We start from the raw sequence: 23,316 nt of genomic DNA, 5'->3' as shown, positions 1-23,316 counted from the left end.
TGTTTAATCACTAGCTTATTCTGCCTGATTAATCAATTAATAACTTCGTGGTAAAAATTAGGATTTTACCTCGCCAAAGCAACCAAAGCCTTCACTTTTTAAACAAAAATTTACATAAGTTCAGAACATACAAATTTATCACGATGAAAAACCATAACTTCTTGACTGTAAACAAAATATTTCTATTTTTGCGCTCGGTGTTTCTGGAAATGTCTGGTCAACAGGAGAGAACGGATGAGGTATTCAAACCTATTCCGGGGCTTGGGATTATTCCTAGCTCTGTTTGTGTCTTGCGCTTATGCGCAGACAGTCGCAATCGCACACGTCATTTACGATGGCGATAATCTTTATTATGCCGATAATGAAGAGAATTTAAAGTTTCAGGCTCTGGAGAAAGAGCACGACGGCACCTACACAATCAAATTCAAGAACGAACGCTTTAAAACCGATAGAAGGTTGCGCTTCGGCCTGAATTGTACAGAAAACTCAAGCAACTGCGATACTTACCTCTACACCGCAGAAGAACAGCTTTCCTTCCTGAAGGACATCTTCCCGGGTTATGTCTATATCAAGGACGGCGAGAAGGATACCATCAATACCTCCGTCCCCGAAGTATGGATTGAATTGACCAACTCCGGCTACAAGGTGCTGGACAAGATTCCCGACGAGTACGTTCTCCCCGATTCCATTACCGCAATCGTGAGAGTTCTCCCGCCCTGGAACAACACTTCCGTACTGATGTATGTGGACGGCAACAAGTATTCCATGGCTCCCATTCGCGAAACTTACTGCGGCTGGTTCGTGGACACTCTTAGAATCATCCCGAAGAACGCATACGTTTCCTTTAAGCAGAGCATCGGCGATACCTACCTTGGCAAGGACGGCATTTCCCATTCTGAACTTTCCATCTCCGAAGAAATCAACCTGGACTCCATCCTGGCCATCAGTAACGAAGTATGGATTTCCGCAAAGTACGGCTATCCGGAACTTTACACCTCTTACCCAGGCGACCTGGGCGATTGCCCTGTAAAGAAGCTTCCGGTGATGATGTTCGACTGGCTTCACGGTAACGGCAACGGCGATAAGGATTACAGAATGCGCGACGCCGGTGGACCGGACTCTCTCAACGACGACAGAATCAACGAAATTACCCAGGCGGGAACCACCAGCCAGGATTTCGGAACAAGTGGCTGTGTAGCTCTTGCCAAGGGTATGGTGGAAGAGACTCTGGGCGCTAACGGCGTTCCCGTACGTGCAAAGAACTTCCCCGAAAACTGCAAGCTTTCCGAACACATCAACGACTGGTTCCTTCCGGAAGTGGTCGCCAAGGATGCCAACGGCAAGGAATACACCAACGTCACTTGCCGCACCCTGGATCTGGAATTGGACAACAAGGGCTTCTGGCTGGGCCAGAAGAATAAGCGCAGTCCCGAAAAAGGTCTGTTCTTCCTGGATGACTTTGAATATTTGGACAGCGCAAAGACCGTCAAGAACCCTTACTTCGACTGGATTAGCGGTGGCAGTTCCATTGGAACTCACAACTACGGCTTTACCATGAAGATCCAGGCCCAGTTTGAATACGTGAAGGGTCAGTACTTTGAATTCCTGGGCGATGACGACGTGTGGGTGTTCATCAACAACAAGCTGGTGGTGGATATCGGCGGCCAGCACGGAGAACAGACCGGCACCGTCGACCTGGACGATCTGGGTCTGACAGAAGGTGAGACTTATCCGTTCCACATCTTCTATGCAGAACGTCACAAGGACGAATCCAACTTCAAGATGCGTACCTCCATCGACCTGCGTACAGACGCAAGCATGTTCCTTACGGAACTCTCTGCCGACACCACCGTGAAGAAGATCAAGGACGTGTGGCAGATCGTTCGCGAACGCGAACTGGCTTGCGACTTCTCCAGCAGTCCGGAAAAGGAAACCACCGAACACGGTCCGTCCAACTTTACCCTCTTCGGTAAGGGCGTTGCCAAGGGCGGCGTTGCCCTGAAGACTCTGGACTCCGCCTACTATGCAGGCATTACCGTTAGCGAAAACTACACTCGCCTGACCATCGACATCGAGACCCTGAGCAAGGCCATGCTCCTGCCTCCGGGAACTTACTACGTTCGAGTGGCCCTCAAGAGCAATCCCGATGAATACATCGACGTTTACTTCACCGTGGATCCTCACGAACTTCCCACCTTGGCTTTCGGCAAGTACGTAAAGGATTCCAGCTACTATAACATTGGCTACAACATCGAAGACACCTTGTACTTCGACCAGTACTGGAGCCCCTTCGGTAACGAAATCACTCGCAACATTTCTAGCGACACCTTGCCCATCAGCCAGGACAAGAGCGAGAAGATGTGGGCCGGACGTTCCTACCCGGTTTACGTGATGTACGCCGAAGAATGGGCAACCATGTACAGCGGCATTCCTGTAACCATCACTACCAACAACCCCATGCTCCAGCCCTGCGACTCCATGGGCGATCCCATCAGCGAAATCCTGCTGGAACAGGGCCGAGCAAGCTTCTTCGTGAAGGGTCTTGGCGAAGTGGTGAACGGAACACTGACCGTATCTAGCCCCGGCGCAGAAAACAAGAGCGTGGATTGGATTAAAATCAACATGGCCGTCCCGCCTGTCCCGCAGATTGAAACCGCCTACATTTACGACCGCACCGGTGATGGTCGCGCAGACAGTATCTGGGTTCAATTCACCAAGCCTCTTGGCGTAAGGGATCCCAACGATTCTGGCATCAGTATTCTTGACTCCGCAAAATTCATCTTCGGTGCAAACTTCGATAGATCCTACAAGGCCGTATACGAAGCTGGCAGTACCACCGCATCCATCTTTACGGACGAACCGGGCTTTGGCTCATCTATCTTTACAGGTGGAACGGGCAAGGCTTACTCGGGAAAGATAACAGTCTACTACACCTATACGGATGACGCTGGCAAGGTGACCTTGTTCCCTGTGGAAGGCGCCCTGACAGACCATGTAGGCCCCGTGATTATCGCAGCCGAAGTGGAATACCTGAACGACGGCAACACCCAGCTGAAACTTTCCTTCAGTGAAGGTCTGGATTACACTCAGGCTAATACGGAAATGTTCCGATTCCATTGCTGGAGAAACAATGTTCTGGATTCCATCGTGAAGCCGGCCAGCGACATCGGAACCATTCCCTTCGACCAGTGGACTCTCGTATTCCCCAAGGGCAGCGACCTGGATCTGATTCCCGCAGTAGGCGACTCCGTCCGCTTCACTCCGCCTTCCCAGAATGGCGAAGCAAGGGACCTGCTTGGAATCGGCCCCCACGAAAACAACCCCTGGGTTCGCGTCACTGGCGAACAACGTATTACGGTCACAAGCCCTGCCGTGGTAACTCTTACTCCTGGTTCCGAGGCCTTTGAAAAGTCCAAGGAAATTGTACGAAGCGACAGCGCAACCGTTCCCAAGATCCTTACTGGCGGAAACATTTCTGCAGAAGCCGCTGCAGCAGAATTCGGCACCCAGGGCCACTTCCTGGGAGACCTGGATATGGCTGAACTGGTGGAAAACGAAATTGCAGAAATCGTCAAGGAAGTTCAAGGCACCTCCATCTATCACGACAAGGACGCCGTGAAGAAGGATAGCACCAGCGCCGCAGCTCTTGCAAGCTACACTCTGGAAGAAATCCTCAACAAAGTTGCCGCAGGTGAAATTTCCATCGAAAAGGCCCAGAAGAAGTATGGCGTCAGCGAAACCATCGTCGATGCCTACAAGAACGGACTCCTGACCAAGGAAAACCTGAAGAACTACGCTCACGGCACCGAAGCTGATATCAAGGACATCGTTTCCGCCGTGGCAGACCGAACTGAACTGCGCTACAAGACCACTTACTACACCAGCCTGGGCCACTTCGTCAATGAGGAATCCGGCTCGATCAACTGCAACGCTGATATCTACAAGGTGGGCGGTGCGGAAAATTGCCTGGGTAGCGAAGGTCGCCTGTTCCTGGCATGGAATATGCGTTCCGCCGGCGGTAGACTGGCTGCAACCGGCGTCTACATTGCCCGTATCCAGATCATGGTGAAGGTCAACACCAAGGTCATTACCGACCGTACCCAGGACTTCCTGTGGGGTGTCCGTCGCGGTCAGGTCAATGCGGTAGATTTCGGTCTCTAACCCATTCTCTCCCATAGTTTTAGGGGTATTTCATCTTTTTGGGGTGAAATACCCCTTTTTGCATGTTTTCGGGGCAAAAATTCCCTTTGTAAACCACAAATTAACGTCCATACGAAAGGCGGGGTATTGAATTTTTAAGCAAAAAAAGGTATTTCTAGGGAGTATTATCAAGGATCTAGGAAACCCGTAGGTTGGTTTGGGTCGTTTTTGAACGCGTTTTCTAGAAGGAGATTCGGATGAGGTGTGGAAATATCTTTAGGAGCGCTGTACGCGCTCTGACTTTGGGCGTCTTCATGTGCGCCACTTCTGCTATTGCTGCAACATATACCGCAAACGTCACTTATGAGGGCAATGGCACCTTATACTATAAGGTGGTTTCTTCCAATGGCGGAAGCCAGAGTCAGTCCTGCAGGGCGGCAACACCAAGCCTATCATACACCAACAGCACGATCAACACCCGTAATTTCGTGTTCTATACAGATAAGGACTGTAAGAAAAGAGCCCTTGCCGAAGTGAAGGGAAGTGTTTTGTTCTCTCAAGGCGAAAGCGTTACCATCACCATGAAGGCTGATGGTACATGGCAGTATAGTGCGGCAAAGCCCGGTGCAGAACAGCAGCCAGGAACTCAGCAGCCCGGCAAGCAAGATCAGGTGGCTGCAGGCAAGAAGGTCATCGCCTTCTTTACCCCCTGGTCCAACACCAACGCAGTCCTTTACATGAACGGCGACTCCGTTGCCACCATGACCGCCATGAAAAACTATTGCGGCTGGTTCAGGGCCGTGGTAACTCCTCCCTCCAGCAACTTTACCGTCTACTTTAAGCAGACCGTGGGTCTGAACTACGTGACCGCCGAAGGCCTCGTCAATAAGGAACCCACCATCGCAACAGAAATTTCTCTGGACTCCGTAGCATCTCTCGGTTCTGACACCATCTGGATCCAGGGTTACAAGAACGACGTTCCTTCCGTATTCTCCAGCTATCCCAAGGTATTGGGTGACTGCCCCTTGAAAAAGTTCCCCGTAACCGTGTTTGACTGGCTTCACGGCAACAAGGGTGACGGAGAAAAAGGTAACGGCAATCCCGAAAACGGTGTTAGTGCAGACTTCGGTTCCGGTGGCTGCGGTGGCAGCAATAATAACAAGGGTTTCATGGAAGGCATGGTGGAATACAACCTGGGCGCCAATGGCGTGCCTGTCCCCGCCACTCCGTTCCCCGAAAAATGCCAGCTGACCACTCACCTTGCAGACTGGTTCCTGCCCGAAGTGGTAGCCAAGGATGCCGCAGGTAACGAATACACCAACATGACCTGCCGCGACTTGTACATTTCCATGGATGATGCCGGTTTCTGGCTGGCAGAAGTTTCCAGCAACAAGATTTCCGAAGGCAACGAAGCCAACAAGGGCGGCATGTTCCTGGTGGATGACTTCAAGTACCTGGATGACGCCCAGACAATTCTCAATCCCTACTACGATAATTTGAACGGTAGCGGCGGCTACCACAACTTCGGCTTCGCCGTGAAGATCCAGGCTACCTTCGAATACGTTCCTGGCCAGTACTTCGACTTCTACGGCGATGATGATGTTTGGGTCTTTATCGACAACCGCCTGGCAGTGGATATCGGTGGTCAGCACGGTCAGGTAGCCGGTGCAGTGGACCTGGATACCATCGGTCAGAACAACGGCAAGAAGCTGGTTCCTGGCGAAACCTATAACTTCCATATTTTCTATGTGGAACGCCATGTCAGTTCCTCCAACTTCCGTATGCGTACCTCCATTGACCTGCAGGTGGACGCTTCCATCTTCCTCACCTCTGACAAGCGCGGCACTGTAACCAGCTACGACGTCTGGCAGGTCTCCAAGAAGAACAAGCTGTCCTGCGGCTACGATGCCTCCAATACAGAAGTGGATACCACTGGCGGTGCATCCAAGTTCAAACTCACAGGCGGTAACATTGACCAGGAACTTACTCCGGGCAAGACTTACTACGAAGGCCTGAAGATCTTGACCGACTCTACCTTCAGCATTGACTCCGCACTGATTGTTGACAAGGCAACTCTCCCGCCGGGACACTACTTCCTGGAAATCACCTTGAAGTCCGATCCTTCCCAGATGACCAAGGTTGAAATTGTGGTTCCCACTTATGCAGTTCCCAGAGTAGCTTTTGCCAAGGATGACTGGACCATCCTGGGTACAGAAGTTTCTGGCGATACCCTGCAGATTGGTGAATTCGCCTACGCCACCTACAAGGTGAACATTTCCTTCTTCGAAGACTTTGCCGTAGTCACCAACTACAATAAGAGAGTCGGTCTATCCTTCGATAATCCCAACGTGGATGTGCAGGATTCTACCGGCAGAAAGATTTCCTATGTGAACCTGGACGAAAAGGGCCGCGCTACCTTCTACATTCATGCAAATGCAGCCGTTCAGGGCGTAACCCTGATTGCCAAGGGTTCCGCAGCAACACCCACGATCTGGACAAACTTGAACTTCAAGGATCCTCCCATTCCCCATGTGAAGAATGCTATCATCGTGGACCGCAATGGCGATGGCCGCGCAGACAGTATGTACGTTCAGTATGACGCAGCCTTGAATGGTGAAAGCAAGCTAGACTCCATCCAGTTTACCTTTGGAGAAAGCTTCGCTACCACAACCAAATACAAGATTGTCAATAACACCGACTTGATTGTTACCGCAGAATCTACCGGCAAGCCCTGCAGCGATGAAAACTGCGGATTCGGCAGCAGACAGATTACGGGTGGCAACAAGGATGTGTATTTCGGACAGTTGAACTCCTGGTTTACCTACACGAAGAACGGCAAGTCCACTCAGTTCAATACCGAAAAAGAAAAGATTACCGACGGCGTTGGCCCCATCGTGCTGAAGGCCGTAAAGACCAAGCTGAAAGACGGCAACCGCGAACTTGAAATCACTATGAGTGAAGCCATCTCCGATGAGTCCCGTAAGAACTTTGCAAACATCTTTGATCTGATGTGCGTACGCAACAGCATTCCTGCCACTCCCGAAAATCCGGTGCAGGTTGCAGGTAGCGGCAACACTCTGATTCTGATCTACAGCCCTGCCGACGACGACGCAGTCCTGCCGGATAACGGTGACCAGATTCGCTTCCTCTACAAGGATGTAAAGACCGTAGACCTGTCCGGAAATGCCCCCCACTGGAACAACCCCTGGGTAACCATCACCGGCGACCAGGAAGTAAGTAACGAAGCTCCCGGCGTTGTGGCTCTTGGCGAAGACCCTTACGGAATCATCTCCAATCCGGAAACCACACAGCCCACCTTGATTACCAACATCAATCAGGATGTTCAGAGCATCGGTGACTCCCTGGGCGTGCAGGGTCACTTGATTGACTTCGACATTTCCAAGATCATGCAGGAAGAAACTCAGAACGACATCGACGCTCTTGAAGCCTTCATCGAGACTCGCCTGGGTAGCACCACAACTTATGATACCGTAATTACCGCCATGACGAATGACGAAGCTCTGGCCGAAATCTTCAGCGATATTAAGAACGGCATCATCGGCGATAACTACATGATCAGCGAAGAAACGGTGGCTGGTGTCATGAACGGAACCATTACCGCTTCTAACTACACTTCCAAGATGAGCAAATCCGAAGTCGCAACCATCAAGGAACTGGTGAACAACAGTGTGGAAGCAAGCCGCGACACCGCCATCACCATCAGCAACATCTCTACCACCACTCAGGCAGACATGTTCGACCAGATTCGCAGCGGCGCTCTGGATGAAAAGCTGAAGAAGGCTGGCGTCAGCGCCAACATGATTGAAGCCATCAAGAACGGCACCTTGAACGAAAGCAACATTGAAGACTACCGCAGCGGCGCCAAGACCCTGGTGGCAGACACCGCCGTGGTTCTCCACTACCAGACCCGCTACTACAGCCAGTTTGGCGAATACGTTGGCGGCGCCTCCAAGACCATCAAGTGTTCCGACGAAAGCGTATACGGAGCTGGTGGCTGCTTGGCAAACAAGGGCAAGCTGTTCCTGGCCTGGAACATGCGTTCTGACAGCGGTCGCCTGGTAGGTACCGGCGTTTACATCGCCCGACTCCAGATGAAGATCAAGGTGAACGGCAAGACCACTCTGGACCAGACCCGCGACAAGCTCATGGGTGTCCGCCGCGGTTCTACCGCAGGTCTGGATCTGAATTTCTAGCCTCTAGAAAATCCTTTTTCAAAACTTTTGTAGCGCTCTTCGGAGCGCTACTTTTTTTACACGGAAAGCACATTTTCTAACACGCATAAAAAGGCCCCAGAAGGCGTTTTGCGTCTTTTTCTCCAGATTATAGATACCTTTGGATAAAACCAGATATTTTGGGAGACGATAGAATGTGGTGTGACAAAAAAATCCTGGCAGCCTTGGTTGGTTTCCCCCTTATTTCAGCAGGCGTGTTTGCAGCAGATTATGCAGGCAACATCAATTACGATGGCGAGAGCCTGTACTTCAAGGTAGATGGCGGACAGCAGTCCGGCTGTAGCAATGCCGGAAGCAAGGGATCCTACTCCTACGAGTTCAACACCAGCAAGCCCGCCCAGCGAACCATTGCCTTCTTTAGCGATGAAAGCTGCACCAAGTCCGTTTCCGACGAACAAACCGTAGCCGACCTTCTCGGGGCTACCGGCGGCACCTTTGACATTACGATCTCCAAAAGCGGAAGCCTGAGCGTAGGTTCCCCTAGCGCCCAAAGTTCCAGTTCATCCAAGACGAATTCTTCCAGCAGCGCCGTCAAAGTATCGGGCAGCAAGGTCCTGCGTTTTTTGGCACCCTGGACCAACACCAACGCCATTCTCTATTTGAACGGGGATTCCACGGGAATCATGACCTCCGTGAACAATTACTGCGGCTGGTACGAAAAGAAGATTACCAAGCCCGCAGGCGAGTTCAGCGTGTATTTTAAACAGACCGTGGGCAACAAGTTCTACGGCATGGAAGGAGTGGTCTTAAACCAGGTTTCCGCAGAAAGTGAAATCGCCCTGGACAGCATCGCAGCTCTCAGTGACACCCTCTGGATTCGCGCCTACAACGGGGATGCCCCCAGCCTCTATACGGAATATCCGGGTATCCTCAGCGATTGCCCCACCAAGAAACTGCCCGTCATGATGTTCGACTGGTACGACGGTTCCTACGATAACGTCGCCAAGTACAATCCCAAGACCCGTGCAGACTCCTTAGGCGGTAAAACTGCCCGCGGGGGTGACGGTATCAGTTCTGACTTTGGCGGAGACAACAACAATCTCTGCTGGCCCAACTCCACTCCCACAGGGGCCAAGGGAACCAGCGTTACGGAAACGGGAAACTGCAAGAACGATGGAACCTCCGTGATTCACGGCATGGTGGAAACGACCTTAGGAAAAAATGGCGTACCCGTCCGTAACGAACTCTTTGACTGGGAAGGCCAATGCCAGAATGCGGAATATCTCAACCACTGGTTTATTCCCGATACCATTACTGTTAAGAACGGCAAGGCCTATACCAACGCCACCTGCCGCGACCTGACCTTGGTCATGGACGATGACGGAATCTGGCGCGGACAGATGGATAGTAAATCCGCGGAATCCACAGGGGAAGCTCGTGGCGGCATGTTCCTGCTGGATGACTTCCAGTACCTGGATGATGAAAAGACCATTCCCAACCCTTATTACGATTCCATTCCCTCGGGCTTCTCTGGCATTGACGGAAGCGGAAAAACTTCCAGCAAGGCATACCATAACTACGGCATGTCCATGAAGGTGCAGGCCAAGTTCGAATATGTCCGCGGTCAGGAATTTGAATTCCTGGGCGATGACGATGTATGGGTTTTCATCGACAACAAATTGGTAGTAGACATCGGCGGAGTTCATGACCGCAGAAGCGCCTCCGTCAATCTGGACACCTTGGGACTTACCGAAGGCCAGGAATACAACTTCTACATCTTCTACACGGAACGCTATAGGGTGCAAGGCAATTTCAAGATGCGCACGTCCATCGATCTCAAGACGGATGCCAGCATGTTTGTTTCCGCCGACCAGAAGGGAACCGTAAAATCATATGAAGTCTGGCAGGTCACCAAGAAGGATGCGCTCAGTTGCGACTTTTCCGCCAAGGCCAAGACCACTATGGACACCACCGGAGGTGCTTCCACCTTCAAACTCACAGGAGGCAACCTGGGCGCCGAAGGAGAATCCTTCCCTAAGGTTGGTACCTACTACGAAGGTATTGAAATCACAAGCGATTCCACCTTCACCATCGATTCCGCAAAGATTGTAGACAACTACACCTTGGCTCCGGGACACTACTTCCTGGAAATCACCTTGAAGTCCGATCCCAGCCAGGTGACAAAAATCGAAATCATTATTCCTTCCTACGCCATTCCCAGCATCGCCTTTGCCGACAGCAGCTGGAAAATTCTGGGAAAGGAAGTTTCCGGCGATACGTTGCAAATTGGCAAGTGGGCCAACAAGGATTACGACGTCTACATTACCTTCTTTGAAGAATGGGCCCAGGTTTCCAACTATAACCGTAAAGTCAATCTTTCCATTGTAGGTGGCGACATCGACATTCTTGATACCAACGGAAACTCCATCACCTCCATCAACCTAGACGAAAACGCCCAGGCCCATTTCAAGGTCCATGCCAACGGCGCTGTAGAAGGCGCTACCCTCATTGCAAAGGGCTCTGCGGCAACGGCCTCCTACTGGACAAATCTTGTATTTATTGAATCTCCGGAACCCAAGGTAATCGCAGCCTCCATCTACGATCGCAATGGCGATGGACGTGCCGATCGACTTTACGCCAAGTTTGACAAGGCCATCAATTCCACCAACATCTTGAACAGCCTGCAAATCAGCTTTGGAGAAGACTTCCCCAGCACAAGCAAGTTCGACCAGATTAGCGATACGGAAATTGAATATCTCGCAGCGGACTGCAGTGACGAAACCTGCGGATTTGGCTCCAAGGTATTTACCGGCGGGGAAAGCGAACCTTACACAGGATCCATCCACACCTGGTTTACCCACAAGGAAGGTAAAGTCGAGGAACATTTCGACTCTCAATACCAGATGGTAGCGGATAGCGTAGGCCCTGTCATGAAGAAGGCGGTAAAGAGCAAGAACAGCGATGGCAACCGCCAGCTGGAACTGACCTTTAGCGAAGCCCTCTCTGACGAATCCCGAAAGAACTTCAAGAGCATTTTCAACTACACCTGCATGAGAAACGGCGAGGCCGCAGATCCCGAGAAACCCGTGTTGCAAAGCGGTAACGGAAACACAATGATTCTCGTGTTCAGTCCCTCCACAGAGAACGCGGTTCTTCCGGATAACGGCGACAGGATACAGCTGGCCTACAACATCCCCGAGCCGGCAACGGACCTTTCCGGAAATAAGCCCCACAAGGACAATCCCTGGATTACCATTACCGGACAGCAGGAAGTATCCAACGAAAGCCCCAACCTGGTCACCGTCGGAGAAGACCCCTTCGGAATCATTGCCAATACCCAGGCAACCACACAGTCCATTCTTGAAAAAGATGCCTCCCTCTCTGTGGAAGAGATGGGCAGCAAGTATGGCGTTCAGGGTAGCGTAATCGACTATAGCATCGCGGACATCCTGACGCAAGAAACCCAGAACCAGGTGGATCTGCTGGACGCCTTCATCGAAACGAAACTTGGTAAGACCACCACCTACGACACCACCATCACTGCCCTTACCGAGGACCAGGCATTGGCCCAGCTGTTCGTAGACATTGCAACAGACGTAGTTGGAGAAGCCTATTTTGAAGGGGCCGATAGTGCAAGTATCGCAAGTTTTATTGAAGGCGTTAAGGACGGATCCATCACAACCGAGAATTACGAATCAAAAACATCCAAGACTATACTCACCGCGGTGAATAAACTGACCCAGGACAACATCGAGATGAGTCGCGACACAAGCATCACCGTGAAGGAAGTGACCACCACGACGTCTGCCGATGTATTCGAATCCATCAGGAACGGACAATATGATGAAGTCCTGAAGGAAGCGGGTATTACAGGCGCCACCCTGGAAGCCCTCCACAACGGGGATCTGAACCAGTACAGCATCGAAGAATATCGAGGCGGCACAAAGACGCTCCTTTCCGAGGATGCGGTAGTCATGACTTATCAAACCCGCTACTACAGCCAGTTTGGCGAATACGTGGGAGGCGATCACGGAACCGTCACCTGCAATAGTGACCTGTACAAGGACACAAATGGACAGGGGAACTGCCTAACCAACAGCGGCAGGCTGTTCCTGGCCTGGAACATGCGTAGTGACAGTGGCCGCCTGGTAGCCACAGGCGTTTACATCGCCCGACTCCAGCTGAAAATCAAGGTCAACGGCAAGACCACTCTGGACCAAACCCGCGACAAGCTCATGGGCGTCCGCCGCAGTTCCACCACCAAGGTAAACCTAAGTTTCTAAAACCTCATCCGACCAACAAAACCCAAGGATACCCCAGAAAACTGGGGTATCCATTTTTATAACGACAACCCGACAAAATTGAGGAGGAGGTTCCACCTCCCCTCAACGAAAAAAGGAATGCGCTGAACAAGCTTTGCTTGTGATAGCACATTCCTTTTTTGGGGGAGTCCAGAGGGGGGCACCCCCTCTGCATCTCATTACGCGAAGTTATACAGTTCTGTAATATCTTCGTTATTCTTGTCGTACATCCAGTACTGATTTACGTGAGCGTGGCTGTCTTCCACCAAGTTGATCTTTATGAAGTGCTTGGATTCCAGATAGCGATAAATGTTGCAATCATTCTTGCACAGTTCATCTACCACAGCCGGGTTCACTACCAGGGTAACGTCGCGGAGACGGCCCTTGTTGTGAGCACGGGACATCCAGCGGTCGATCATGCCCAGAGTGCCGTTGATGGTACCGATACGGCCACCGCCACAGCAGACAGAGCAGACTTCCGTCTTTTCAGTCATGAGGTTCACGCGGACACGCTTGCGGGTCACTTCCATCAGGCCGAACTGGCTAACGGGAGACGGACTAATGGGAGCCTTGTCACGACGAATAGCCTTACGGAATTCGGTGTACACCGTTTCGCGAACAGATTCGTCAGCGAATTCCGGGAACTTGATGATAATCAAGCCGCCCACGTCACGGAGACGCAACTGCTTTGCAATTTCCTGGCAGACCACTGCAGCGCAGTTGTTGGTCATCTCAGGAACGTCCACCTTGATAGAAACCAGAGCTTCGGTCTGTTCCAGAATCAGCCAGCCAAGAGGCTTGCCGTCGCTGGACAGGGGAACCTTGCGCTGCAGGGAGCGAGCGTAATCGTTTTCAATCTTGAAGTTTTCGAACAGGCTCACGTCTTCGTTCCACAGCTTCACCTTGTTCAGCTTGTCCGGAGACAGGCGCTGCAGGTAGTCGCGGAGGGCAAAGTACTCGTCGCGATTATCGATGTAGACTACATCGGTATTGTCGCTGAAGTATTCGCGAACCGTCTGTTCGATAGAATCAGATTCTTCGTAGATGCAAGTTTCTGCGGGCTGATTTTCGAAGTTGAACTTCGTTTCTTCCCACTTGGCTTCCAGTTCACGCATCTGCTTGTTGATTTCAAATTCAGATTCGTTCAGGCCGTTGGTACGGACGATATAGCCCACATCGCGACCCTTCAGGCGGCGGACCACCTTCTTGAATTCACGACGCTTGGCCGGGTCACGTTCACGCTTGGACACGCCAATGAAGTTGGTGCCAGGCATGCAGACCAGGAAGCGGCCAGCAAAGCTCAAGTGTGTGGTCAGACGGGCACCCTTGGTACTGATGGGTTCCTTCACCACCTGCACCATGATTTCCTGGCCTTCCTTCAGAATCTGGTCGATAGGAATTTCCTTTGCGGAACCGCCTTCATCATCATCGTCACCGTATTCACGGCGGAGAAGTTCTGCGCGATCCATGGCGTCTTCCTGATGGAGGAAGCCGGCCTTTTCCATACCGATATCAATAAAGGCAGCCTTCAGTGCGGGGAGCACCTTCTGGACAACGCCCTTGTAAATGTTACCCAGAACGCGGTTGGAAGAAACACCTTCCACTACCAGTTCCACCAGCTCACCGTCTTCCATGATAGCGATACGCTTTTCATAGGGAGTCTTACTGATGAGGATTTCACGCTTTGCCTTGTTGCGGTTGTCGCGACGGTTGCGCTTCTGGCCAGGCTGCTTGGGAGCCTTGGGCTTGGCAGGCTTTTCCACCTTTTCCACGTCGGCAAAGTTGTACTGGTCTGTGATGTCTTCCTTATTCTCGTTGTACATCCAGAACTGGTTCACATGGGCATTTTCATCCTGGATCAAGTCGATGGTCATGCCATGCTTGTATTCCAGGTAGTTGAACATGCGGCTGCGGTCCTTGGCAAGTACATCCACCACGAAGGGGTTGGTCACCAGAGTCACCTGGTTCATGTTCCCCTTGGCGCTGGCACGAGCCATCCAGCGGTCGATCATACCCAGGGTGCTTTCCAGAGTAGCAGTACGTCCACCACCAGAGCAAACCGGGCACACATGAGTCTTGCCGCCAACCGGTTCTACATGAACACGCTTGCGCTTGATTTCCATCAGACCAAACTGGCTAATGGTAGCCGGGGTCACTTCCGCCTTGTCGCGGCGGATTGCCTTGCAAAATTCGTTATAGACCGTGGTATTGTCAGCCTCGGTTTCCATATCGATAAAGTCCACGATGGTCAAGCCGTCTACGTCACGGAGGCGCAGCTGCTTGGCGATTTCGCGGCAGGCATCGATGTTGGTTTCCAGGATAATCTTGCCCTGATCCTTACCATGGACCTTGGGACCGGTATTCACGTCGATAGACACCAGAGCGGCGGTCTGTTCGATGACCAGGTTACCACCACGGGGCAGAGGTACGGTACGCTGCAGGGAGCGGGCGTAGTCGTTTTCCACCTTGAAATACTCGAACAGGCTTTCGGCGGAGCTCCAGAGCTTCACCTTGTCCAGCTTATCCGGAGAGAAAGACTTCAAATCGTCGCGGACAGCGAAATACTCATCACGATTGTCGATATAGACATAATCGGTGTTTTCGTTGATGTATTCGCCAATGGCGCGCTTGGTAGAACTGGATTCCTCGTAAATAAGGCCAGCACCATTCAGGTTGGCATAGTTTTCCTTGATGCCTTCCCACTTGGTTTCCAGACCACGCATTTCCTGGGTCAGTTCCACTTCAGAAGCATTCACACCTTCGGTACGGACAATGTAGCCCACGTCGCGAGCCTTGGCATGATTGATAAAACGCTTGATATCGGCACGTCGACCCTGGTCACGTTCACGCTTGGAAACGCGAATCAGGTCGGTACCCGGCATGCAAACCAGGAGGGTTCCTGCCAAATTCAGGTTCATGGTAAGACCGGCACCCTTCTTGCCCTCGGGCTCGGCGGACACCTGTACCATCACCTCGTCACCTGCGCGGAGCACCTTTTCGATGCTTACAGCAACATCTTCGCGATCGAACTTGCCACGGGGAGCGCTACGATCCACTGCATCTTCCTGCAGCAGGACGCCATCCGCATCAAGACCGATGTCGATGAAAGCAAGCTTTCCGGCAAGGACCTTCTTGACAATACCCTTATAGATATTTCCGAGAATCTGGGTAGCAGAGCCACCATCTACGATCAGTTCCACTAATTCGCCATCTTCCATGATGGCATAGCGCTTCTCGTAGGGCGTCTTGCTAATCAGAATCCCACATTTACACTTATTCGTCATTAAAAACCTAAGTAGTCAAAAATACAGGATAGTCGATAAAACTTCCCCCTAGAAAACTAGGGACCATAAATATATATAAGTGGTTCAATTTGTTTTTTGAGAATTGGACCTTTCGGGGCCTAAAAAGCTTGTATTTTTTGTAATTTTAGGGGAAATGTCCCTAATCCTTACCGTCATATTCTTCGCCTGGTTCATTACCGCCATCGTACGGGGTAAGGTTTCTCATCAAGGCAGTGATTTTGACTTCAGGGAACACCCGGTGCAATACGTTATCTTGCTCGTTGCCATCCTGGGATTTGCGTTATTTTGTCTGAATAAATTCCTGAACGAAATAGGGATATACTTGCTCTAAAGAGCACTTGGGGGATAAAGAGTGACTTTAAAAATTACACCAGAGGAAGATCCTTTCCGTAAGTTCGATCCCATCGATCCAATATTCGAAAGCTTCCTCTTGAGGAACTGTACGAGATTCTGGACATCATTCAAGATGATCCTACCCCAGGAAGAATCAATATCGTCACCAGACGTATCCAGCAAATAGAAACAGACGGATTTGATCCTACACGAGATAGCTACCTCCGCGAAATGGAAGAGGCTACGACCAAAGAAGAGCCGACTGTCCAATATCCCGATATTGCGTTTACCAGGGATGAGACAGTAAAGAATTCAATATCCAAAAAGAAAACAAAGCCCATTATCCCCGCAAATCCCGTTGACGAGAAACAACAGGAATTATCCCGCAAGGCAAAAAGCCGTAACGTATCCGAAGCAGAAATGTCCGAGATTCTCCAAACATTAGACGAACTTGAGGAGAAATACAAAGATTACACGCCCCCAAGCAAGTGCGACATCGGAAATATGAAAGATGACGATATCGCATTATTCGTCGCCATTCCCGTAGTGATATTACTGGTAGCGATCTTGATCTCTTTCTTTAAATCGATGCTTTAGTTCAAGTGTGTGGGAGGAGCGCCCGCGCTGTTCTTGATGGCGGCCTGCTTTGTGGCGACGATCTGATCGGCAATGGCGCGGGCCTTTTCCGTAAGCCACATCCAGGATTGAGTGGCAGGGCTGTAGTCCGCTTCACCAAACATCTGGACACGTCCATCGCGACGAAGGGCGTCCACCTGCTTAAAGCCCTTTACGTCACCCTTGGGATATACCGCAAATGTGCTGCCACCGTTATTGTTCAAAATACTGAACGCAGGAACATCGCTGGGTCCGTCGGCAATATACACCATATTCTGGAAAGGCACGCGACGGACTTCCCTTGCGATGGTGGAATTGACGTCGATGGTTTCGGGATACTTGTTGCTTCCCTTGTTGATTTCAAAGATGTAGCGGGTCTTGGAAGTGTTATCCAGGGCGCAGGCGATCTGGGAGATTTCCTTGGATCCTATCGCTTCGCTCAGGATGACAGAGGGACGGCTCAGGATGACGAGGGGCGCCATCCTCACCGGCGTCTAAAAAGCCGGGCTGGAGAACGTCCTCGATGAATTCGCAACCGAACACGCCGTCCACATAGGGGGCGATAGCGCTACCGCGGATGGTTTCCGCGAAGCCGGTGCTCACCACATAATGTTCCACCCGGATATCGAAGGCCTTGTACTTGGGGTCTTCTTCAATGAGGCGCTTCACCTCCCCAAAGAAATCAGGAAGGCCGGGGTAGAATTTCAGTTCCTTGCCGAACTCACGAAGGAGCTTATTGGAAAGTCCCTTAAAGAGACCAGCCTTCACATAAGTCAAAATGTGGTTCAGATAGCTGGTATCCGCATTGACATGAATGCCCTGTTCCTTATAGCGATCCTTCAGAGCGTTGACTTCCGCCCAGAACTTGCCGCCATCCACATTGAAGTAGCGGAAAAGAGGTTCCTGCATGTAGGAGCTGATGAGAGTCTTATCGCAGTCCCACACCAGGGCAATGACGTTCTGTTCAAATGCGGAATTCGACATATTTAAGCCTCTTTTTAGATCCTTCGACTACGCTGCGCTTCGCTCAGGATGACAACGCGAGCATCACTTAGTAATGAAGAAACGTTCGGGATTGATGGAATTACCCGCCAGGCGGATTTCGTAATGCAGGCCAATGCTAGAGCCGCGACCGGTATCACCTGCGAGGCCAATGGGCTGACCGCGGGAAACCTTACTGCCACTGGTGACAAAAGATTCCGCCAGATGGGCATAGAAAGACCTGACTCCCTTAATGTGCTCGATCTTGATGGAAAGGCCAAAACCGCGATGTTTCTGAGATTCAATCACAGTGCCGTCGCCCGTGGCGTAGACCGTATCGCCCTCAGCAGCCACATAGTCAATACCGCGATGAGGCAGCATGCGATCTGTGAACGGGTCGTAAGCCATCTCATAACGCTTGCGGACAGGGTGACCGTTTTTCATGGGATGGAGCACAGGAACCTTTGCGGCCAATACGGAATCCTTTTCCAGGGCGTCCACCAGCTTCTTGAAGGTCACTTCCATTTCCATCAGGCTCTTGCGACGGGACTTGTCCGACTCGTCATCACTGACGGATTGTTCAAGCTTGAAGCCCATGCCGCTATGCTTCATGGTACTGTCTCGCAAAATTCTTGTTTCTTCCGCCTTCAGAATCGATTCATCCACGCTCTCGCGGATTTCCTTCAGTTCCTTCTTGATGGTAGAATTCTGGCGGTGCATTTCCGTAATGTCGCCACTCGTTACGTTGTCTATAATCTTACCCGGTGTAAACAGGATAAATCCAGCCACGCCGGCAATCACGAGAAAGACCGCAAACACCGCGCGTACGATAGAGAACTTGTAGCTCTTTCCGCTATCGGTCTTATTGGGGAATACATGTACTTCGAGTTTTTTCACGTCGTCTTAGGGATTTCGTTTGTTCAAACGGTTCTTAAGGTCCTTGATGACCTTCGTTCTTTCTTCAATCTCGCCCAGGAGTTCAACCATGGAAGGATCGTTTTTCACATCGGTAAAGAGCTGGGTCTTGATGGATCCGTGGAGCTTTTGGCCCAGGCGGGTAAAGCATCTGCGGAGCTTGGATTCCTCCATGGCCAGGTCAACTCGCGTAAGCATAGCGGAGGCGCAATCCATACCCTTGTTTTTCAGCTTATTTAGAGGTGTTTCGCTCATTAAGTTATTCCTTACTTCTATAAAAAAATTAGTTTTTTATCCGTAAAACAAAAGAGGTTTTCTATGAGTCGTCGCGATCGTAGACACGCAAAGCAAGATGCTAAGAAATTTGTACCCAGCAAGAAGAAAAGCTTGAATACCTGGGTTATCGTCGCACTGGCAGTTGTTGCCGTGGTTTTCTTCGTAGGAACCACACTTATTCAGAGAGGCTAATCCATGAAGTTTGAGATCAAGAAGTCCGTATTGCAGGAAGCCTTGCAGACTGCAATTACTGCAATTCCGAACAAGTCCACCCTTCAGATTCTGAACAACTATTCCCTCCGTCTGGAAGGCAATATTCTCGAAATCTGCGCTACCGACTTGAACCTGGGCATCAGGACCAAGATTGAAGTGAACGGCGAACGTGACGGCGAAGTTGTCGTGAACGCTCGTAAGTTCTCTGAACTCATCAAGGCTCTCGTGGATCCCTCCATCGAAACCATCAGCATCGACGTTCAGGACTACCTGACCAAGATCAAGTGGAGCGAACGCGGCCAGGCTTCCATCATGGGCTTCGACGCAAGCGACTTCCCTCCGTTCCCGGAAGTGGAAGGCGACAGCATCACTTTCGCTGCCTGCGAACTTGCATTCCTCGTTGAAAGAACCGCATTTGCAGTTTCCAACGACTCTACCCGCTTGAACTTGAACGGTGTTTACCTGGAAGCTACCGACGGTAAGATTTCCATGGTTGCAACCGACGGCCACCGCATGGGCCGTGCAAGCATCGAACAGGAAGGCGTAAGCCTGCCCGGTGGCATCATCGTCCAGCCCAAGGTTCTCCAGCAGATCCTCCGCATGGCAAAGAGCGACGACCAGATCGAAGTTCGCACCACCGAAACTCACATCCTGCTCTCCACCGGTTCTACCCAGATCATTTCCAAGCTGTACGACGGACCATATCCTAACTACCGCGCAGTGATCCCCCAGAGCTTCGAACGTACCGTTCAGGCCAACACCACCGAACTGCAGAACAAGGTCCGCAGCATCCTGCCTATGGCTAATCCCCGTACCCACCAGATCCGTTTCCAGATCGATGGCAACATGGCAGAAATCAGCGCTACCGACCCGGATGTAGGCGGCGAATCCCGCGAAGCACTGGCTGTAACCCATAGCGGCGAAGGCAGCTTCAGCATCGGTTTCGACGGTCGCTACATTTCCGAAATCCTCGGCATGTGCAAGAGCGAAGAAGTGGTTCTCAAGATGAACAACCCCATCGGCGCTGTAATTATCGAACCGGTTGGCGAAGGCCTCAACTTCAGCTTCCTGCTGATGCCCCTGCGCTTAACTGATTAAGATGCCAGCATAAATCGCGATATTAAAAGTCCCGCCTTGTGAGGCGGGATTTTTCGTTTTATGAAAATGAGCCGCGGGGGCAGGACCGCCCGTGATTACAAATTACGTATAAAGTAATTAGACTTTAAAGAGCACGCGGAACTTCTGGTTGCCGGTCACGTCACAAATGAGCTCGATGTAATTCTTCTGGGCAAGAAGGTCAAAAAGCTTGCCTTGAGAATTGACCTGATGGTCTGCGAACTTGAAGCCGGGCAAGCGCCTGGTAAGACGCTGGCCGAAAGAGCTCGAAACAACCCAGCTGCCTTTTTCGTAAGACAGGAGGATATCTACAATCACAAGAATTTCCTGTTCCGAGAAGCCCAGGGAAGAGAGGTACACCGCCACTTCGCGGTTGCTGTTAAACTGCACCACACGTTCTTCCAGGACCGCCAGGAAATCGGAGGGATTGAGAATCTGGGTAATGCTCTTGCGGGAACGCTGGAGCGTTTCCTTATCCGCCGCCACATCGTTTTCAGCCTTTTCCACCACCTTCTGGACTTTCTTCAGGCGGGCAAGAGCCTTCTTGCAGGAATCATCAGAAGCAAGATCGTACTCGAAGGCGAAATAGTGGGACAGGTAATTACGCTTGCTGACGAAGGCGTCCAGGGACTTGCTACGACGGGCGCGGTTACGTTCACCCACTTCCAGATTTTTCTCAACCTTGGGGCCATACACCAAATCCAGATAAGTCTGCTTAAAGCTGGCGAAGGAGCCAACCTTACCGGCGGACTTGCCTGCGATTTCGGAGTCGCTGGCATCCTTATCTACAAGACGTCTCATCTGCCATTCAATACGCTGGCAGCGGAACTGCAGTTCCCCGAGAAGAGTGTAGACTTGTGATTTCATATTGCAAAAGATAGAACATTTGTCAAGTGTGGAGTTCTGCAGGGATACCATAAGCCATAGCCTTGCGGTAAATGGCGGCGGCGCAGGGATTCTCCCCTAGGGACCAGAACACCAGGGAAGCGGAACACATGGTCGTCAACTGGCTGCAATATCTGTAGGTAGAGTATCCCCAGCGAGGCTTCCAGAAACAGGACACCACCAGAAGGCGGTTCTCGTAAATGGCCTTGGCGCAGTCCGCATTGAACTTTTCCGGAAAGGAGCGACCCAAAAGCCAGATAGCGCGGCCACCATGACGTAAGTGCAAGCGAAGGATTTCCTGTTCCGGATAGGAGAAGAACGTTCCCACCAGGCATTTGCGCTCCGCCCCCATCTTGATCGCCCACTGGCAGCGGGCAATATCCAGAGTCCCATCCCGATGTTTGATGGAACCTTCGTTGGCGAAAACGCCTATACGATTCTTGCGGCCCATGCGCCAGAGGGAAACGTTCCCGATCCAGCTCATTCCTGTGAGAGTCAAAGCCCCATTGCATTCCGCCTGCTGAAAATCCCGACGATGCATTTGAGGAACCGGCCTGTTGGGAGACTTATAGGGACGTTTCTTACGAGACATGCTGAAAATAAATTTCTTTTCTGCGGGTTTGATTTCGGGTTGGTCCATCATTTTTTCGGGTTGGTTCATCGCGGACATTAGAACACCTCCACTTTTTTACCGCAGGCTTTCGCACGATTGTAAATGGGATGGATCAGCCCTCCCGCCTTCATAGACCAGATGGCGAGACTGCTAGAATGCATATCCACCATCTGGGTACAATAGCGGGCCGTCGCCAGCGAGTGATGCTCCTGGTTGAAACAGGAGATAATCAGCAGGTGCCCCTTGCGGATGGCGCCCTTGCAGAAGTCCGGCAGCTTTTCCGGAAGGGAACATCCCATGAACCATACGGCAGACCCGCCGAACTTCAGGACAAAGTAAAGCAGCTCGCATTCCGCCTGGGAATGAAACGTCCCGACGACAACACTATGGCGGCGTCCCTTAGACATGCCCCACTGTTCCCGCAGGAAATCGATGGCATGATCTGTGGTGCGAGAAGCAAACACTCCAATTCGCGGCCAAGGCAACGTAAGGAGCGTCGGGTCCCCGATGTATTTCCCGCCTGCCATTCCCAACTTTTCAACGCTCACCTCATGAGGCAGCAACGCTTTCATTTTCTTATTTCTATTCATTTTACAGCCTTTCTGTTGCAGTTTTAAAAAAGCGCAAATTCAGGACATAAAAAAAGACCGCCTCTGCGGTCCACTGGCACAATCCAGTTTCTGGCAGGAAGCGATCTAATTAACTCTGTTGAATTTGCGGAAGACAAACAGAAGTTCATCTTCCTTGCAATGAATATAGCAAATTCTTTCCGCTAGTTTTTGACACAACGTACGGAGCGTGCGTCTGTGGCGCTGAAGGAACTAATTCGCGCGGCATCGCTGCTGAAATCCAGATAGAGATACTGCGCGAAGGCGGATTCCTGAGGGTCTGCGGTTTCGCTCCAGAGATGAGCATAACCGCCAATGCCGTCGAATTTGCCCGCAGTTTTTCCTTCGGAAGGATCCGCCGCAGTCATATAACCTGCGGGAAGAGCCGCAAATCCCAAGGCATCCTTGCCGTCCCCCTTCTTGAACCACCCGCTGGAAGCTTTCAAGGCGGAGCCCGCCTTGTTGCCGGCGGCTGCGAGATTTTCGCTGGCGGGATCCGCAGCGGCAATCAGCTTTTGGAAATCACCGGCGGTCGGGAGGCGCCAACCTGCGGGGCACGCAACCTTGGCGGCTTCCCAAGTGTATAGGCGGCCATACTTTTTACAATTGCGATCGTCCCCGTCGGGGCAGAAACTTCCAGCGGCAACTTCGCTGCCAGCGTAGTTCAAATTTTCAGCCATCCAGAGTTGGCCCGCGATTTCTACCACACTATAGCTTTGTCCATCTCGATCGTCTGTAAAATTACTAGAGCATGATACCAGCGTACAAAGGGCAAAGACCATGGAAACCGCATAAACTATCATTGAAAGCTTTTTCATTTTA

General features: G+C 51.4%; 14 protein-coding genes and 1 pseudogene. 7 read left to right on the top strand and 8 right to left on the bottom strand.

Features of this window, described 5'->3' with window-relative positions; translation table 11 throughout:
- The first annotated feature begins 261 nt into the window (after positions 1 to 261).
- The 3 genes from BUB59_RS08210 (at position 262) to BUB59_RS08200 (ending at position 12,616) form a co-directional block, all read left to right on the top strand.
- Positions 262 to 4,161: a fibro-slime domain-containing protein gene (locus BUB59_RS08210; RefSeq protein WP_234980002.1), complete on the top strand. Its 3,900-nt coding sequence runs from the start codon at positions 262 to 264 to the stop codon at positions 4,159 to 4,161.
- Positions 4,162 to 4,397: 236 nt separating this feature from the next.
- Positions 4,398 to 8,354, top strand: a complete 3,957-nt coding sequence (locus BUB59_RS08205) for a fibro-slime domain-containing protein (RefSeq protein ID WP_234980001.1) — start codon at positions 4,398 to 4,400, stop codon at positions 8,352 to 8,354.
- Between the two features lie 173 nt (positions 8,355 to 8,527).
- On the top strand, positions 8,528 to 12,616 hold the full coding sequence (locus BUB59_RS08200) for a fibro-slime domain-containing protein (RefSeq protein WP_073228342.1): 4,089 nt from the start codon (positions 8,528 to 8,530) through the stop codon (positions 12,614 to 12,616).
- A 197-nt stretch (positions 12,617 to 12,813) separates the two neighbouring features.
- On the opposite strand, the gene BUB59_RS15625 is transcribed toward BUB59_RS08200, so the two are convergent.
- Complete coding sequence (locus tag BUB59_RS15625; RefSeq protein ID WP_073228339.1) at positions 12,814 to 15,918, bottom strand: Rne/Rng family ribonuclease; 3,105 nt, start codon at positions 15,916 to 15,918, stop codon at positions 12,814 to 12,816.
- 154 nt (positions 15,919 to 16,072) lie between these two features.
- On the opposite strand from BUB59_RS15625, the gene BUB59_RS08190 reads away from it, so the two are divergent.
- On the top strand, positions 16,073 to 16,270 hold the full coding sequence (locus tag BUB59_RS08190; protein ID WP_073228338.1) for a hypothetical protein: 198 nt from the start codon (positions 16,073 to 16,075) through the stop codon (positions 16,268 to 16,270).
- A gap of 233 nt (positions 16,271 to 16,503) precedes the next feature.
- Positions 16,504 to 16,869, top strand: coding sequence for a hypothetical protein (locus tag BUB59_RS08185; RefSeq protein ID WP_073228335.1), 366 nt, complete (start codon positions 16,504 to 16,506; stop codon positions 16,867 to 16,869).
- Here the strand turns inward: BUB59_RS08185 and BUB59_RS15805 are convergent.
- From BUB59_RS15805 to BUB59_RS08170, 3 genes and pseudogenes are all read right to left on the bottom strand, one after another.
- Positions 16,866 to 17,871: pseudogene (locus BUB59_RS15805) on the bottom strand (haloacid dehalogenase-like hydrolase). The gene BUB59_RS08185 and the pseudogene BUB59_RS15805 overlap by 4 nt on opposite strands.
- Positions 17,872 to 17,934: 63 nt before the next feature.
- On the bottom strand, positions 17,935 to 18,765 hold the full coding sequence (locus BUB59_RS08175) for a M23 family metallopeptidase (protein ID WP_073228332.1): 831 nt from the start codon (positions 18,763 to 18,765) through the stop codon (positions 17,935 to 17,937).
- Positions 18,766 to 18,771: 6 nt separating this feature from the next.
- Entirely contained in the window at positions 18,772 to 19,038 is a 267-nt protein-coding gene (locus BUB59_RS08170; RefSeq protein WP_073228329.1) for a hypothetical protein, read from the bottom strand.
- Positions 19,039 to 19,101: 63 nt separating this feature from the next.
- Between BUB59_RS08170 and BUB59_RS15360 the strand changes: the two genes are divergently transcribed.
- Entirely contained in the window at positions 19,102 to 19,251 is a 150-nt protein-coding gene (locus tag BUB59_RS15360; RefSeq protein WP_159433350.1) for a hypothetical protein, read from the top strand.
- Between the two features lie 3 nt (positions 19,252 to 19,254).
- Complete coding sequence (gene dnaN / locus BUB59_RS08165; RefSeq protein WP_073228326.1) at positions 19,255 to 20,370, top strand: DNA polymerase III subunit beta; 1,116 nt, start codon at positions 19,255 to 19,257, stop codon at positions 20,368 to 20,370.
- A 117-nt stretch (positions 20,371 to 20,487) separates the two neighbouring features.
- On the opposite strand, the gene BUB59_RS08160 is transcribed toward dnaN, so the two are convergent.
- The 4 genes from BUB59_RS08160 to BUB59_RS08145 form a co-directional block, all read right to left on the bottom strand.
- On the bottom strand, positions 20,488 to 21,255 hold the full coding sequence (locus BUB59_RS08160; protein ID WP_073228323.1) for a hypothetical protein: 768 nt from the start codon (positions 21,253 to 21,255) through the stop codon (positions 20,488 to 20,490).
- 22 nt (positions 21,256 to 21,277) lie between these two features.
- Positions 21,278 to 21,943, bottom strand: coding sequence for a hypothetical protein (locus BUB59_RS08155; protein ID WP_073228320.1), 666 nt, complete (start codon positions 21,941 to 21,943; stop codon positions 21,278 to 21,280).
- Positions 21,943 to 22,476, bottom strand: coding sequence for a hypothetical protein (locus BUB59_RS08150; RefSeq protein ID WP_073228317.1), 534 nt, complete (start codon positions 22,474 to 22,476; stop codon positions 21,943 to 21,945). Before BUB59_RS08150 ends, BUB59_RS08155 begins: the two co-directional genes overlap by 1 nt.
- 182 nt (positions 22,477 to 22,658) lie before the next feature.
- Positions 22,659 to 23,312: a fibrobacter succinogenes major paralogous domain-containing protein gene (locus tag BUB59_RS08145; RefSeq protein ID WP_073228314.1), complete on the bottom strand. Its 654-nt coding sequence runs from the start codon at positions 23,310 to 23,312 to the stop codon at positions 22,659 to 22,661.
- Between the last annotated feature and the right edge of the window lie 4 nt (positions 23,313 to 23,316).

This window comes from Fibrobacter sp. UWEL (assembly GCF_900142535.1).
In the GTDB taxonomy this organism is placed as follows: Bacteria; Fibrobacterota; Fibrobacteria; order Fibrobacterales; family Fibrobacteraceae; genus Fibrobacter.
Note: the sequence above shows the minus strand (reverse complement) of the source record. Positions and strands in the feature narration are given on the sequence as shown.